This window comes from Pseudorhizobium marinum, assembly GCF_000705355.1.
Taxonomy (GTDB): Bacteria; Pseudomonadota; Alphaproteobacteria; order Rhizobiales; family Rhizobiaceae; genus Neorhizobium; species Neorhizobium pelagicum.
The window spans coordinates 1-14,880 of sequence record NZ_JMQK01000014.1; the positions used below are offsets into that span (position 1 = coordinate 1).

Sequence of the window (14,880 nt, forward strand, 5' to 3'; positions counted from 1 at the left end):
GATCATCCGGTATGGCCTTGATGGCGATTTCTGCCGAGGCCAGTTCATGGGTCGAGCCCTTCATCGACGTGTACATGGGCTGCCTTTCTGCGCTTACCTGCCGGCTGTCGACACTCGCGCCGTTGTTCAGGTTCTGGATCCTAGAGGGGAGCTGACCGGTTCCTGGGCCTGATCCAGGAGACGATGATCGACACCCAGATCAGGCACAGGATCATGAAGATGACGAAGGCGATCGGTCGGTTGATGAAGTCCACGAGATTGCCCTGCGACTTGATCAGCGTGGAGATCAGGTTCTTCTCCAGGATCGGCCCGATGACGATGCCAAGGACGCAAGGCGCGATCGGCACGCCGTTTTCCTCCATCAGATAACCGACCACACCAAAGATAAGCATGATCGTCACGCCGTAGACGGCGTTGTTGGAGGCGAAGGCACCGACGATGCAGAAGATCAGGATCAGCGGCATCAGCACCGCTTTCGACACCAGCAGGATATTCTTGGAGAACTTGATCAGGCCCCACCCCAGCGGGATCATGATCAGGTTTGCCAGGATGAAGATCAGGAAGACGGCATAGATCGTCTGCGGGTTGAAGATGAACAGTGTCGGCCCGGGGTTCAGGCCCTTGACATAGAGCACGCCGATGACGATCGCTGTCATCGTGTCGCCGGGAATGCCGAAGACGAGTGCCGGTACCCAGGCACTGGCGAGGGAGGCGTTATTGGCCGCGGATGCTTCCACCACGCCCTCGACGTGGCCGGTCCCGTATTTTTCCGGTGTCTTGGAGAAGCGGCGGCTGATGGCATAACTGACGTAGGCTGCAACATCGGCGCCTGCGCCGGGGAGAATTCCGATCGCGGTTCCTGTGATATTGCCGCGAATGGACTGCCGCCAATAGGTCTTGAGCATGCCGCCCCAGTCCCTGAAGATGTTGCCGACAGTCTTGGGTGCCTGGTCCCAGTTCCTGCCGCCGCTCAAGATCGTCCGGATGACTTCGGAAATGGCGAAGATGCCGATCATGACCGGTATGAAGTCGATACCCGCCAGCATCTCGGTCGAGCCGAAGGTAAGACGGGGAACGCCGGCCGGATTGTTGAGGCCGACGGAGGCGACCGTCAGGCCGATGAACAGACTCAGCAGTCCTTTCACCGGGCTCGATGCGCCCATGAAGACGGCACATGTCAGTCCCAGAAGGGCAATCCAGAAGTACTCCTGGGAGGAAAACTTGATCGCGAATTCGGCAAGAGACGGAGCAGCCAGGATCAGGACAATCGTTCCGAAGAGGCCGCCGAGCGCCGAGAAGAGGACGCAGGCGCCGAGGCCGAGCTCGGCCTGGCCCTTTTGCGTCAGCTTATAGGTATCATCGACGTAGGCCGCCGAGGCGGGTGTTCCGGGAATGCGCAGCAGAGCACCGGGGATATCTCCCGCAAAGATGGCCATCGCCGAACATGCGACGATGGCGCCCACGGCAGCGACCGGCTCCATGAAAAAGGTCAAAGGGACCAGCATGGCGGTGGCCATGGTTGCCGTCAGCCCCGGCACGGCTCCGACGAAGAGGCCGAACATCGACGCGGCGAGGATCGTCAGCAAGACATTCCAGTTCGCCACCAGACCGGCCGCTTGAATCATGACGTCCATGTCAGTCTCCTACCACGGCAGCCGCGGGACGATGCCAAACGGCAAGGGCACGAGAAGCATTGTTCTGAAAATGAAGTCGCACGCGAAGGCGGCGACGGTCGCGATGATGACGGCCCTGGCCGGGTGAACCTTGAGGATCAGGAACATCACGAAGGTGATGATGAACGCTGTCGGAATGAACCCAAGGATACGGTCGAAAAGGATGTAGAAGACGACCAGAGCCAGCATGGCGGCAACGCCGGCCAGCGCACGCGGGCTCTTGACCTCGTCCGCAAGGAACACCCATGGCTCACCGCCATTTCGGATGCCTGAGTAGAGAAGGCGGGCGGAACAGCCGATCAATCCGACTGCCACCATGAGAGGGAAGGTGGCTGCACCGTAGTCCTGACCTGGAATGGCGGGCAGTCCATGAGAATACCAGGCGAGAGATACTCCCAACAGCAGGAAGATCGCCCCGATCGTGGCGTCATTGAATCGCATTGCGCTGGACCTTGGCTGATTGCGGGCATTGGACAGGCCGGTCCTGCGACAGGCCTGTCCGGTTCTGTGACAAGCCGGCTACTGGGCCAGACCGATGGCCTTCATCGTTTCACCAAAGTTCACGTCGTTCGTCGCCATGAAGTTCCCGAACTCTTCGCCGGGCAGAAACGTCGCGCCAAATCCCTGTGCGCCCATGAACGTGTGGTAGTCCTCGCTCTTGAAGACGGTGTCGAGAGCGGCAATCAGGCGGTCACGAATGTCGTCAGGCAAGCCTTGCGGAGCCACCACGCCGCGCCAGGCGCCGAACTCCCAGTCCGAGCCCGTTTCTTCCTTGAGCGTCGGCACGTCCGGGAATAGCTGAGAGCGTTCGCTGCTCATATAGGCGAGCGACTTGACCCTGCCCGCCTCGATCAAGGCACGGGCTTCGACGAGCGAGGACGGAACGATTTCCGTGCCACCGGCGAGAAGCTCCTGAAGACCGCTGGCCGCACCATCGCTCGGCACCCAGGTCACGAGCGATGCGTCGATGCCCTCGGCGTTGAGCAGGCCGGCGATCGCCACATGCCAGCTCGATCCCTGGCCGCTGCCGGTGGCACGAAACGTGGCCGGCGGTGACGTCTTGATGGCCTCCAGCAGCTCGCCGAGATTCTGGTATTCGGAATCGGCCGACACCTGCACACCGGCAGGGTCCTGGTTCATCAGGGCAAGCGGCGTGTAGACCTTGTAGTCCAGGTCCGTCAGCCCCAGCCAGTGCATCAGGTTCACTTCGGTGGTTGCCAGACCAAGGGTGTAGCCGTCGGGTTCGGCGTCCGCGATGGCGGAATGGCCAACGACGCCCGAGCCGCCCGTCCGGTTGACGACATTGACCGGCTGCCCCAGTTCCTTTTCCAGACCGACTGCAATCACGCGTGCCACGGCGTCGGTTCCACCGCCGGCGCCCCAGGCGAGATACAGCGTGATCGGGCGGTCGGGGTAGTCAGCCCATGCGGGGACGGCTGTCGTCGACAGCAGAATGGCGGCAATCAGACCTTTTGCGATTTTCATGTTCTTCCTCCCAGTTACAGATAAATCGATGGTGTCAGTGGTTCCTCATTGTGTTCAGTGGTCGTCTCCTCCTCTCAAACGACTGGCCGACCAGTCTTGAAGCTTGTCCGCTACAGCCCCCCCGCCACGGTGATGACGGTACCGGTCACAAAGCCGGATCCCGGGGACGCGAGCCAGAGGGCGGCCTGCGCAATATCCTCCGGCTCGGCAATACGGCCCATTGGGGTCAAGGCCGCGATTTTCGCCGGGCGCTGCGGGTTTCCCCCCTCGGCGTGGATGCGGGTGTTGGTCGTGCCGACGCGGATGGCATTTACCCGGATGCCGTCTGCCGCCAGTTCCTTGCCGGCGCCGACCGTGATCGATTCGACCGCCCCCTTGGATGCGGCGTAGTGGACATATTCATTCGGGCTGCCGAGCATGGCCGCCAGCGAGGACATGTTGATGATCGTTCCGCCCTTGCCGCCGTTGCGGACCGACATTCGTCTGGCCGCCTCCTGGATGCAGTAGACAACGCCATAGGTGTTGACTGCAAAGGTCCGCTCCAGTTCCTCCGGCAGAAGGTCCTCCATCCTGCAGGCCCTGCCGATGATGCCGGCATTGTTCACCAGACAGGACAGGGGACCAAGCGCTTCGTCACAGGCCAGAAAGACGCGCCTCACGTCACCCCGATCCCCCACGTTGCCGGGAACTGCGATGGCTGTGGCGCCCGCGGCCTCGCAGTCTGAAACGACGCGGGCGGCGGCCCCGTGGTCGCTCAGGTAGTTGATGCAGAGGTCGTAACCCTCGGCCGCGAGAAGCCTTGCGGTGGCCGCCCCGATGCCGTGGCTGGCGCCGGTAACGAGTGCGACAGGTCTGCCGCGATCGACGGTTTTCGGTTGGCTGGCGGCGCTGCCCATCACATCACGCTTTCAAGGATGTCGGCGTAATCCTGATGGGTCAGATCGCGCGGATTGGTCTGGTGGCTGTGATCGGCCAGCGCCCGCTCGCAGGTCCAGGCAAAAACGTCGCGCGTCACACCAAGGTCGGACAATTTGGCCGGGACGCCGAGCCTCAGGTTCAGCACGTCGAGTGCAGCCGCCAGCGACGTGTCTTCGATTCCGGCAACGGACTCCAGTCGCCTGATCTTGTCGGCGGCGGCAGGCACCGACGCATTCACCCGCAGCACCGGCGGCATCAGGATTGCGTTCAGCGTCCCATGGTGAAGCTTCAGGTCCTTCAGGCCGCCGAGGGCATGGCTGAGCGCGTGGACGGCGCCAAGCCCCTTCTGAAACGTCAACCCACCCTGCAGGGCGCCCATCATCACCTCGGAGCGGGCTTCAAGGTCGGATCCGTTCGAGAACGCCTTTGGCAGCGCGTTCCAGAGCCGTGCAAAACCATCCACGGCAATGGCTTCGGCTGGCGGATTGAACCGCGGCGAGAGATAGGTCTCGATGCAGTGCGACAGGGCATCGAGGCCCGTTGCCGCAGTCAGGAAAGGGGGCAGCCCGAGGGTGAGTTGCGGATCGCAGATGGCGCGGCGCGGGATCAGGAACGGACTGATGAAGCCGAGTTTGCGTCCGTCCTGCAAGGTGATCAGGGCTGCCCGCCCAACTTCGGAGCCGGTGCCGGCGGTGGTTGGCACGGCAACCAAGGGGGCGACAGCGCTGGTGATCTTCGCAGTTCCGCCAAGGATTGCCGCATATTGTTCCAGGTCGCCGCTGTGCGTCGCCAGGAGCGCCACGCCCTTGGCCAGATCGATGGGCGAACCGCCGCCGATCGCCACGACGCCATCGCAATCGTGCTGGCGATAGAGATCCAGCGCCTGCCTGACGGCAGCTTCGGTCGGATTGGTCGGAACATCCAGAAATGCCGGGGCTGCACGCAGGAATTGCAGGGCCTGATTGTCCAGCAGACCGACAGCCTTGATGCCATGGTCGCTGATGAGAAGCGGATTGGACACGCCAAGATCGCGCAAGGTCTCTGCCAGCGAGGCGATGGCGCCTGCACCGAAATGGATGGTGGTCAGGTAGTTGATGATGTTCATTTCCGCTCCGGCAGGAAGAGGGTTTGGGGAGAGCAAGCGTGCGGGAGAGCCGGGCCGATCATCGGGTCTGCCCTGCGGGCCGCTGGCACGCGCTTGCGGGATTGATGGAGAAACAACGCGGGGTTATGGCCTTTCGCGCGCAGCCATCCGGGTTCATCGGCACGCCCAACAGGGGCACGTCCTACAGGTACTCTTGAGATTGACCGTCATTGATGCCTCCCAGCATAGTTACATCGCCGGCGGCTCGTCCTCCAACGAAGCCCACCAGCGCGCCCACAATGTGGGCGACGTGTCCACATTTATGGTCGCCGAGGCCGCGCATTTTGTCAACCGCCCTTGAGAGGCAAGCGTCTCGCCGAGAGCCCCGCGGGAGCTTAAATGGCGATTGCGCATCATCGCAATTGAGGCCCATGCTTGAGCAATGGTATGACGGCATCGAGGATGACGGGCTGGCGCAGTTGCACGCCTTCCACGACACATTTGGTGATTTGGGTTCAAGCCGATAGCTTTGATGCCGGATGCCACTGACAACAAAATGAAACCTTCACCGGATGCGGTTGGAGAGGATGAGCGATCGGCGATGAACAAGCACAACCCCGTGGGCAACGGAAACCCCCTTGCACAGTCGGTGCAGGGGACGGCGTCGTTCTCGAAATTCATGATCGTCCTGCAGGCCATTGCCGACAGTCCCGGCAAGCTCGACATCGCGAAGCTGACCGGGGTGACAGGCTTCCCTCGCGCCACGACGCATCGGATTGTGTCGGGATTGATTGCCGAAGGCCTCGTCAATCAGGACGACAACGGCACCTATCTCCTCGGTTTCCGGCTGATCCAGTTTGCCTCGCGAAGCTGGGAAAGTTCCGATCTTCGCACCACTGCCCGTCCTTTCATCGAGGCGCTGCGCAATGCCACGAGCGAAACAGTCCATCTGGCTGTACCCAGCGGCAACGGCATGGCCTATATCGACAAGCTTGAGAGTCCCAATGCCGTGCGCATGACCACCAGGATCGGCGCCCGCGTGGAGTTTCATTCGACGTCTGTTGGCAAGGCCTATCTCGCGGCGCTTCCGGAGGAACGGGCACGGCAGATCATTTCGACTCTGGAGCTGCCGCGCTTCACCCGGTATACCTTCACCGATCCCGCAGCCTTTGCCGAGGAAATCCGCAAGACGCGCGAGCGCGGCTACTCCTACGATCACGAAGAGAATGAGCTCGATATCCGCTGCTTCGGAAGCATGATCTACGACCGATCGGGGGAACCGGTCGCCGGAGTGAGCATCAGCATTCCTCTGTATCGCTACAACGAAGAGGATCACGCCAATTATGCTCGGCTGATCCGGGAAACGGCTGCTGCAATCTCCAATGGACTGGCCATGGTCGTGAAATAACAGGCGGAGGCATCGGCAAGGGGCATCATCAGCAAACCCCTGTCTAGCGGACCTGTCACCGCGCGCTTGGCGCGACACTGGCCATCATCACCTTCCTCATGGCGTGGGACCAGTTCGTTTGAACCTTCCTGGTGGTCACGCCGGAAGATAGGCTGACAGTACCTGTCGACCTCACTCAGGTGAATGATGCCTTTGGCGTCGTCTGTGCCCGGCTGATGTTTGTCGCGCTGCCAGCGGCCATGCCGGTTGCGGTCGCCTGTCTGGTCTTTCAGAAAAAGGTGACGGAGGCCGTGACGATCGCCGCGGGCGTCAAGGGATGGTGACGGCAACAGCCTGTCCAGCCTGCGTGTTCCACCAACTGTCTTGTTGCAGCTGGCAACGTCGGGCGAGAAGCCTGCCAGCGGTCGCGTCGTGAGATCCGTTCGCTCATGCAAAATCGCCATAATCAATGGGCCCACGCTCCCGCGGCCGGCGAAAAATTACGGGACCGCTGCAACGTGGACGCCACGACCAGCGCCTGCCGCCTGCTCCCCGCGTTTGCTAGCCGATCGTCCCGAACGCGGGAGTCAGGCGTCCGCGCGGCCGGCAGTGAAGGCTTAAAACGTGGTCGCCGCCTCTGGCGGTGCGCCAGCAGGCACCCTATCTCGGTTGTGTCGGGAGGATGGTTTCATGGCAGATAGCAACGGTCGGGGTAGCATCCCCGTTCTCGAATATGTTGACGCTGTCCGGTCCGCACTGGATCTTGTCACGGCCGGTCCCGATGTCACCTCGCGCCTGGACCACGACGTGATCCTGCCCATCCTGTCGCTGCTCTACGAGAAGGGCATGGAAGATCCGCAGCAGCTTGCTGATGCAGCCTTTCTGCTTGCGAGCAGCAAGCTGTTTACCGGGATGCTCTGAGGAGAGCGCCGCTGCCGCTGAAATCAGGTCCGGCCCAGTATCCAGGACGCACAGCCTGCCGGCTGACCTATGCGCACCATCGCCCCCAGGCCAAGCTCTGAGCAGCGCCCTTGGCGCTGTCTCGCGCCTGCGACGCAGGCCACCGGTCAGATGTCAGGCTGGTTCGACAGGCGATCGAGGTCTTGCTAAATTGCCCTTGCCGCTGGCTTCAGGATCGGGGCATAGCGCCCGCAAGCCTCCTGCTCACGGCTGAGTGCCGACGCGTGATGGCCAATCCGGTACTTGCCAGCACCCGATCTCCCTGAGCAATAATCGGTACAGCAATCGGAATGGAGTTTTTCAGCTCCACATGGGGCTGTCAAAGACGATATTGCGCAGCGGCGTTCGTTGACAGCGCAGATAGAGCGTCGCATCGACACAGGTCCGCGACCCTGCGGCGCGGCTGGGCTTTCCGCCGTGTGGCAGCACGCTGCAGCAGCAGATCGTCCGCCGCCGCCGCAGGACCGTTGGTCGATCCCGCGCGCTTTCTGGCACGCCCCTTTTTGCCCCGCATTGACGCCCCATTCGGGCCGAAGCGCCGCTTTTTAACAATCCGTTAATGATAGCTGGGGCTAATGTTCAGATCGGGCGGGTTTCGTATTGATTTGCCACGTCTTTTCCCAAGGTAGAAGAGAAGGGCGGTGTCGTGTCGGCTGCGAGAACCTGGATGTTGCGTGTTTGCACAGGAGTGATCATCGGATCGGTCGGGACGGGATGCAGTTCCACCGGGACCGTCACACGGCCTCCATCTCCCTCGTTGGTGGCCGACGAAGGGGCGCTTGCCCTGCCGCCGCCAGGCGGTCCGGCTATCGTCGGCGTGGTCGAGCGTTCGCGCGGCAATGGTCTCGAGCAGACCATTTCTCTCGCCACCAACGCACGCGTCAGTGGCCAGAATCATCTGAAGATCGAGTTCTACGGCGCCGATGTGTCCTCTGGTCCGTCAGCAGCGTTCAGGACAATCAACGAGCGGGAGATCCTGCGGGAAGCGGCGGCGGCGATCCCGGGCGTACGGCTTTCGCGGCGCAGCGCCTTTCTGCAGAACACCTATGGCCCCTTCGCCTATGCCGCGGGACGCAGCGCCTTTGGCGACACCTGCATCTATGCCTGGCAGCAAATTCGTGCCGGAACGACCTCGCAGGGGATCGGGCGCAACTTCGGCATGATCCAGGTCCGGTGGCGGCTTTGTGATGCCTTCGCCGGCGAGCTGCAGCTTTTGAGCGCCGTCTACGGCTACACGATCACCGGCACCTTTGACGGACCGGCATGGAATCCATTCGGCGAACCCAATCGTGCCGACAGCCGCCTGGGCAAGACGGGTTACCCGATCTATCCCGCAGAAGGCGCGGCCCTGGGTGGCCTGTCGATGGGCTACGCCGGCGGGATTGATCTGCGGCGCACCGCGGCCATGACAAGTCATCCGTCGCGCCGCCCAGCCAGGCCGTCGCAGCCGGCGCCAAAGGGCCCAGCGCAAGCGAAGGGGCCAAGCGTGCCGAGTCCCGATCAGGTCGCAAGACAAGCAGCCGCTGATCCTTCGGCGTCCGCACAACCGAACGAGACAGTGAAGCGCCCCGCAGTCACGGTGCCTTCGCCAGAGACGATCTCAACGTCCCGACCATGATGGCGGGCGTCAACAAAAGGCGTATTTCCGGTCGCACCTGCGGCCGGCTCCTTGGCGCCGAAGGATGTCGATGCACAAAGCGCGTAGCGTATTTTTATGGGCAATCGTGGCGATCCTCGAGATCGCCCTGATTACCCTGCCCGTCAGCCTCCAGGCTCAGTTGATTGCGGGTATCAGCGTCGTGACGCTGATGGGCACGATCAAGATCCTCAATGCGCAGGGGACATGGCGCCTCGTTTCGCTGGCGCTTGGAACCGGGATCGTGCTGCGCTACGTCTACTGGCGCACCACCGAAACACTGCCACCGATCGACCAGATCCAGGATTTCGTTCCCGGAATGATCCTCTATCTGGCAGAAATGTACAACGTGCTGATGCTCGCGCTCAGCCTGTTCATCGTGGCAATGCCCCTGCCGCCGCGCCCGTCGCGGACGGATGCGACCGAAGACCTGCCGGATGTCGATGTCTTCATCCCGACCTACAACGAGGATGCAAACCTGCTGGCCAACACGCTGGCCGCTGCCAAGGCCATGGATTATCCGGGCGAGAAGCTGCATATCTGGCTGCTCGACGACGGCGGAACCGTGCAAAAACGCAGCTCGGCAGATGTCGCATCGGCCGAAGCCGCGCGCGAGCGGCATCATCAGCTTGCACAACTTTGCCAGATCCTGGGCGCCAACTATCTCACCCGCGAGCGCAACGAGCACGCCAAGGCCGGCAACCTGAATAACGGCCTAGCGCATTCCAGCGGCGAACTCGTCGCCGTGTTCGACGCTGACCACGCACCCGCTCGCGACTTCCTCCGCGAGACGGTCGGCTATTTCTCCGAGGACCCGAAGCTGTTCCTCGTCCAGACACCGCACTTCTTCATCAATCCGGACCCGCTGGAACGCAATCTGCGCACATTCGATACCATGCCGAGCGAGAACGAGATGTTCTACGGCGTCATCCAGCGAGGCCTCGACAAGTGGAATGCGGCCTTCTTCTGCGGGTCGGCGGCGGTGCTGAGCCGGCGGGCGCTGGAGCAGACGGGTGGCTTTTCCGGCCTCAGCATCACTGAGGATTGCGAGACGGCGCTGGCGCTTCACAGTGCAGGCTGGAACAGCGTCTATGTCGACAAGCCGCTGATTGCCGGGCTGCAGCCCGCCACCTTTGCCAGCTTCATCGGCCAACGCAGCCGTTGGGCGCAGGGCATGATGCAGATTTTGCGCTTCCGCTTCCCGCTCTTCAAGCGCGGCCTGACCCTGCCGCAGCGGCTCTGCTACATGTCCTCGACGCTCTTCTGGCTGTTTCCCTTCACCCGCGCCACCTTTTTGTTTGCGCCATTGTTCTACCTGCTCTTCGACCTGCAGATCTTTGTCGCCTCGGGGGGCGATTTCCTGGCCTATACGCTGTCTTATCTGATCGTGAACCTGATGATGCAGAACTACCTGTACGGCTCCTTCCGCTGGCCGTGGATCTCCGAACTTTACGAATATGTACAGACGGTCCATCTGCTACCGGCAGTCATCTCGGTGATGATTAATCCGCGCAAGCCGACCTTCAAGGTGACGGCAAAGGATGAGTCGATCGCGGTCAGCCGTCTTTCCGAAATCAGTCGCCCCTTCTTCGTCATCTTCGCGATCCTGGTGATCGTGACGGGCTTTGGCATCTATCGGATCTACACGGAGCCCTACAAGGCCGACATCACCCTCGTTGTCACCGGCTGGAACATCCTCAACCTCATCTTGGCCGGCTGCGCCCTCGGGGTGGTGGCAGAGCGCGGCGAACGCGCAGCCTCGCGCCGGGTCAGGCTGCAGCGGCGCTGTGAGGTCGTGGTCGACGATCGGCCGCTTGCGGCCTCCATCGAGGATGTCTCGGTGGGTGGCGCGCAGGTTCACATCTTTTCCAGGCAGGTCCATGGCCTGACCAGAGGCAAGACCGCGCTGTTGCGCTTTCAGCCGCATGGGATGACACGCATGGAGACCCTGCCGATCACCATCCGCAGCGTCGAGCCCTCGGGGGACCTCACGGTGATCGGGGTTCAGTATCAGCCGGCGGGCCCCCTGGACCACCGGTGGATTGCCGACCTGATCTTTGCCAATTCCCGGCAATGGTCGCAGTTTCAGGAATCGCGACGCAAGAACCCCGGCATCGTCAAAGGCAGCCTGATGTTCCTCAGCATGGCGCTTTACCAGACAAGTCGCGGCCTTGCATACTTCGTGCGTCGGCAAGGCGGCAACAGGCCAGTGAAGCAGGGAGGCGACCGATGATGAACCGCCTTGCCACCTGTGCTGCGGCGGTTGTCTGCAGCCTCAGCCTCTGCGGCACCCTGTCTGCGCAGCCGGCACCCTTCGACATGTCTCCGGAGCGTCCGGCAAGCCCGCAGGCGCTGCCCCGGCTGCCCCGGCCAATCCCCGTGCCCCCGGACGTCTCCGCGACACCGGGCGCGCGCCAGGAGGAAGTCCCTGCGCAGGTTCCACCCGCGCCGCAACAGCCGGCAACGGACACGACACAGAGCGAGCCTGGGCGGCGCCCGGAGCCGCAGCCCGCGGCCACCGCGCCGTCTCTCGCAGAACCGGCCGGCGCCCGTCGCTACGTCATTCCGTCCGAAACCCTGGCGCTGAGCGGGGAATACGGGCGCAGGGCCTGGGCCGTCTACCTCACCGCCGAGCAGGCGCAGGCTGCCCTGTCCTTCACGCTTGGCTATCAGAGCGCCATCGTCGTTGCTCCCGAATCGTCGCGCCTTGAGCTCTTCATCAACAACAGGCTCATTGGCCTGGAGAACATCAGCGCACCGAACGGCACGAAATCCATTCGCTGGTCGATCCCGCCCGGGCTGTTGCGCCCCGGAAACAACGATGTGGAACTGGTCGCGAACCAAAGGCACCGCACCGACTGTGACATCCGCTCGACCTACGATCTGTGGACGCAGATCGATAGCACACAGACCTATCTCCAGCTCGCACCGAATCTGGCGCCGGTGAGCTCCGCCTTCGAAGCGGTCAACGCCCTGGGCCCCGACGCGGACGGGCGCACCCATTTCCAGATGGTGGTTCCTTCGATCGGCCCCATGGAGGAACTGGCGCCGCTGCTGCGGCTATCTCAGGGACTTGCGATCATGAGCGGCATGCCCAACCCGCGGTTTTCTTTTCAGCAGGCGATGCCGCAGCAGATCGGGGCGCCGGGGCAGATCACCGTGGCGGTTGGAACGGCAGCCGAACTGGCTGGCGTCCTGCCGGCTTTGCCGCCCGGTGCCGAAACCGGTCCCGTCAGCGGCATGACGCAGGCGCCCGGCAGCGCCGGACCCGTCATGGTGATCAGCGGGCCGACCTGGTCGGCGGTTGCAAGCGCCGTCGAGTCGTTCATTGCCCCTTTGGCGCACGCCCCCACGCTCCGGCGCGAATCGATGTCGACCGATCGGTGGCAACGACCCAATGCACCGTTCGTCTTCGGTGGCGAGCGCCTTGGTTTTGGTCGCCTCGGAATTCCCACTGTCGAGTTTTCCGGGCGGCGTCTGCGCACCGGCTTCGACATTGCCGTTCCCTCCGACTTTTACGCCGGAGCCTACGGCGAGGCGGTGCTTCTGCTCGATGCGGCCTACAGCCCGTCGGTGGCGGCCGGCAGCCACATCGACGTTTATGTCAACGGCAATATTGCCTCGACAGTGCCCATCACCGAGGAGGGCGGCGGCCTGTTGCGACAGGCGCCGATCCGCATGACGATGCGGCACCTACGCGCCGGGATCAATCGGATAGAGGTGGAAGCGGTGCTTCTTTCCAGGGCCGACGAGGCATGCGCGCCGGGAAGCAATGCCTCGACGGAACCCCGCTTCGCGCTCTTTGATAGCTCGGTCTTTGCCATACCAGGGTACGCACGGATCGGCCAGACGCCGAATCTCGCCGCACTGTCGGGGACCGGTTTTCCCTACAGCCGGCAGCACCAGCCGGCGGCCTTTTTCATGGACAGGATCGACGCCGATATGCTTTCGGCTGCCGCGAACTTCCTGGGCAAGGCAGCGCAGGTTTCGGGCGCCCCCATCGCCATCGAACCCGTCTCAGCGGCCAATGCGGTGGGTGGGCGCAACGCGATCTACATCGGCTCGGCCGGGCAACTTCCCGTCAATGTCCTGACTCAGTTGAACCTGGATCCGGATCTTGCCGCCGGATGGAATCCGGCCAACGGCGAAGGCCCGACCACCGGCAGCACAGTCCAGTCGATAGAGGCCTGGCGCGGTCGCCTGCAGGGCGGTTTCCTGAGCCAGACGGTCACGTCATTTCGGCAATGGCTGCAGGAAAGGCTTGATCTTTCGGAAGGCGCCTTGCGGTTTCTCCCCGCAAGCGAGACAGCCTTCCAGCCGGATGCGGACGACGACCTGCTGATTGCACAGGGGCCCGGTCCCAATGGCAACGGTCTCTGGACGGCGCTGATTGCGCCCAGTCCCCAGGAGCTGCGGCTTGCCACAGCTGAGATGGCGCGCCAGGATGTGTGGCAGCAGGTCGAGGGGCGGGTGTTCAGCTACGCGCGCGCCACAGACACGGTAGCGGTTCAGGAGGCGCGGCAACTGTCCTTCCTGCCGCCGGTCGACACCTCGCTGCAGAACTACAGATTGATCGCCAGCAACTGGCTGTCGAGCAACCTTCTGTCCTATGCACTGGCGATCGTCGTTGCATCCTGCCTGCTCGGTGTCACGACAGCGACCGTGCTACGATGGCTGGGGAGGCGCAGATGATTGCAAAACCGTTGATCTCGATGCTGACGCTGTTGGGGCTGCTCGCCGCGACCGGGCCTGCGGCGGCGCAGCAAGGTTCGATCGGGCCATCGCTCTGGCAGGACTATACATCCAGGTTTCTGGATGCGAGCGGCCGGATCGTCGATAACGCCAATGGCGGGATCAGTCACAGCGAGGGCCAGGGCTACGGCCTGCTGCTTGCCTTCTTCGCCAACAGCCCGTCGGATTTCGAGCAGATCTGGTCTTTCACCAAGACGGAGTTGATGATCCGTGACGACGGGCTGACCGCCTGGAAGTGGGACCCCGGCGCCCAACCGCACGTCACCGACGTCAACAACGCCTCCGATGGCGATCTCCTCATCGCCTATGCGCTGGCGATGGCCGGGGCGGCCTGGGAGCGGGAGGATTACCTTGCAAGCGCCGCGGCCCTTGCGCACGCCATCCTCGACAACGTCGTGGTCGAAAGCGGCGGGCGGGTGCTGCTGTTGCCGGCGGCCGAAGGCTTCGACGCAGGCGAGCGTACGGATGGTCCGGTCATCAATCCTTCCTACTGGATCTTTGAATCCTTCCCGATCATGGCGATCCTCGCGCCGTCCGATCGCTGGTCGAGACTTCAGCAAGACGGTCTCGCCCTCATCGCCCAGATGCAGTTCGGACCAAGACAGCTGCCGGCCGAATGGGTCAGCCTTGCCAGGCAGCCAAAGCCGGCGGAAGGGTTTGCGGCCGAGTTCGGCTACAACGCGATCCGCATTCCGCTCTATCTGCTGCGCGCGTCACTGGAGCATATCGAGCTGGCGAAGCGCATGCTGCAGGCAATGACGATCAACGGCACGCCCGCCATCATCGATCTTCCCAGCGGCCAGGCGAAGGAGAGGCTGGAGGATCCGGGTTATCAGTTCGTTAACCATATTCTGGCCTGTGTTGGCGAAGGCAGGGCGGTACCCGTGGCTGCCCGCGAGCTGACGTCGCAGTTGTACTATCCGGCCACACTCCATCTGCTAGGCCTGGCATATATCGTGGAGAAACATCCGTCGTGTCTCTGAAA

At 62.8% G+C, this 14,880-nt stretch carries 12 protein-coding genes; 7 read left to right on the forward strand and 5 right to left on the reverse strand.

Annotated elements, in window-relative coordinates; all coding sequences use genetic code 11:
- Positions 1 to 140: 140 nt before the first annotated feature.
- From EO99_RS0116435 to EO99_RS0116455, 5 genes are all read right to left on the reverse strand, one after another.
- Entirely contained in the window at positions 141 to 1,634 is a 1,494-nt protein-coding gene (locus EO99_RS0116435) for a tripartite tricarboxylate transporter permease (RefSeq protein WP_029619712.1), read from the reverse strand.
- Between the two features lie 9 nt (positions 1,635 to 1,643).
- Positions 1,644 to 2,114: a tripartite tricarboxylate transporter TctB family protein gene (locus EO99_RS0116440; protein ID WP_029619713.1), complete on the reverse strand. Its 471-nt coding sequence runs from the start codon at positions 2,112 to 2,114 to the stop codon at positions 1,644 to 1,646.
- A gap of 78 nt (positions 2,115 to 2,192) precedes the next feature.
- Positions 2,193 to 3,158, reverse strand: a complete 966-nt coding sequence (locus tag EO99_RS0116445; RefSeq protein ID WP_029619714.1) for a tripartite tricarboxylate transporter substrate binding protein — start codon at positions 3,156 to 3,158, stop codon at positions 2,193 to 2,195.
- A 110-nt stretch (positions 3,159 to 3,268) separates the two neighbouring features.
- On the reverse strand, positions 3,269 to 4,054 hold the full coding sequence (locus EO99_RS0116450; RefSeq protein WP_029619715.1) for an SDR family oxidoreductase: 786 nt from the start codon (positions 4,052 to 4,054) through the stop codon (positions 3,269 to 3,271).
- Positions 4,054 to 5,181 (reverse strand): iron-containing alcohol dehydrogenase, encoded by a 1,128-nt coding sequence (locus tag EO99_RS0116455; RefSeq protein WP_029619716.1) that lies wholly within the window; start codon positions 5,179 to 5,181, stop codon positions 4,054 to 4,056. Before EO99_RS0116455 ends, EO99_RS0116450 begins: the two co-directional genes overlap by 1 nt.
- 580 nt (positions 5,182 to 5,761) lie before the next feature.
- Here EO99_RS0116455 and EO99_RS0116470 point away from each other — a divergent pair.
- The 7 genes from EO99_RS0116470 (at position 5,762) to EO99_RS0116500 (ending at position 14,878) form a co-directional block, all read left to right on the forward strand.
- Positions 5,762 to 6,568, forward strand: a complete 807-nt coding sequence (locus EO99_RS0116470; protein WP_029619717.1) for an IclR family transcriptional regulator — start codon at positions 5,762 to 5,764, stop codon at positions 6,566 to 6,568.
- A gap of 131 nt (positions 6,569 to 6,699) precedes the next feature.
- Entirely contained in the window at positions 6,700 to 6,891 is a 192-nt protein-coding gene (locus EO99_RS27185; RefSeq protein ID WP_210165086.1) for a hypothetical protein, read from the forward strand.
- Positions 6,892 to 7,237: 346 nt separating this feature from the next.
- Entirely contained in the window at positions 7,238 to 7,468 is a 231-nt protein-coding gene (locus tag EO99_RS0116480) for a hypothetical protein (protein ID WP_029619718.1), read from the forward strand.
- Between the two features lie 706 nt (positions 7,469 to 8,174).
- Entirely contained in the window at positions 8,175 to 9,125 is a 951-nt protein-coding gene (bcsN, locus tag EO99_RS0116485; protein WP_037112244.1) for a cellulose biosynthesis protein BcsN, read from the forward strand.
- A 70-nt stretch (positions 9,126 to 9,195) separates the two neighbouring features.
- The gene (gene bcsA, locus EO99_RS0116490) at positions 9,196 to 11,376 is read left to right on the forward strand and encodes a UDP-forming cellulose synthase catalytic subunit (RefSeq protein WP_029619720.1); all 2,181 of its coding nucleotides are present in this window, start codon (positions 9,196 to 9,198) and stop codon (positions 11,374 to 11,376) included.
- The gene (locus EO99_RS0116495; RefSeq protein WP_051679912.1) at positions 11,373 to 13,835 is read left to right on the forward strand and encodes a cellulose biosynthesis cyclic di-GMP-binding regulatory protein BcsB; all 2,463 of its coding nucleotides are present in this window, start codon (positions 11,373 to 11,375) and stop codon (positions 13,833 to 13,835) included. The genes bcsA and EO99_RS0116495 overlap by 4 nt, the downstream gene beginning before the upstream one ends.
- Positions 13,832 to 14,878 (forward strand): glycosyl hydrolase family 8, encoded by a 1,047-nt coding sequence (locus EO99_RS0116500; RefSeq protein ID WP_156034849.1) that lies wholly within the window; start codon positions 13,832 to 13,834, stop codon positions 14,876 to 14,878. Before EO99_RS0116495 ends, EO99_RS0116500 begins: the two co-directional genes overlap by 4 nt.
- Positions 14,879 to 14,880 lie beyond the last annotated feature (2 nt).

Excerpts from the sequence above, each read along its gene's own strand:
- EO99_RS0116435 (WP_029619712.1), bottom strand. The coding sequence starts at position 1,634 with ATGGACGTCATGATTCAAGCGGCCGGTCTGGTGGCGAACTGGAATGTC.
- EO99_RS0116440 (WP_029619713.1), bottom strand. The coding sequence starts at position 2,114 with ATGCGATTCAATGACGCCACGATCGGGGCGATCTTCCTGCTGTTGGGA.
- EO99_RS0116445 (WP_029619714.1), bottom strand. The coding sequence starts at position 3,158 with ATGAAAATCGCAAAAGGTCTGATTGCCGCCATTCTGCTGTCGACGACA.
- EO99_RS0116450 (WP_029619715.1), bottom strand. The coding sequence starts at position 4,054 with ATGGGCAGCGCCGCCAGCCAACCGAAAACCGTCGATCGCGGCAGACCT.
- EO99_RS0116455 (WP_029619716.1), bottom strand. The coding sequence starts at position 5,181 with ATGAACATCATCAACTACCTGACCACCATCCATTTCGGTGCAGGCGCC.
- EO99_RS0116470 (WP_029619717.1), top strand. The coding sequence starts at position 5,762 with ATGAACAAGCACAACCCCGTGGGCAACGGAAACCCCCTTGCACAGTCG.
- EO99_RS0116480 (WP_029619718.1), top strand. The coding sequence starts at position 7,238 with ATGGCAGATAGCAACGGTCGGGGTAGCATCCCCGTTCTCGAATATGTT.
- bcsN (WP_037112244.1), top strand. The coding sequence starts at position 8,175 with ATGTTGCGTGTTTGCACAGGAGTGATCATCGGATCGGTCGGGACGGGA.
- bcsA (WP_029619720.1), top strand. The coding sequence starts at position 9,196 with ATGCACAAAGCGCGTAGCGTATTTTTATGGGCAATCGTGGCGATCCTC.
- EO99_RS0116495 (WP_051679912.1), top strand. The coding sequence starts at position 11,373 with ATGATGAACCGCCTTGCCACCTGTGCTGCGGCGGTTGTCTGCAGCCTC.
- EO99_RS0116500 (WP_156034849.1), top strand. The coding sequence starts at position 13,832 with ATGATTGCAAAACCGTTGATCTCGATGCTGACGCTGTTGGGGCTGCTC.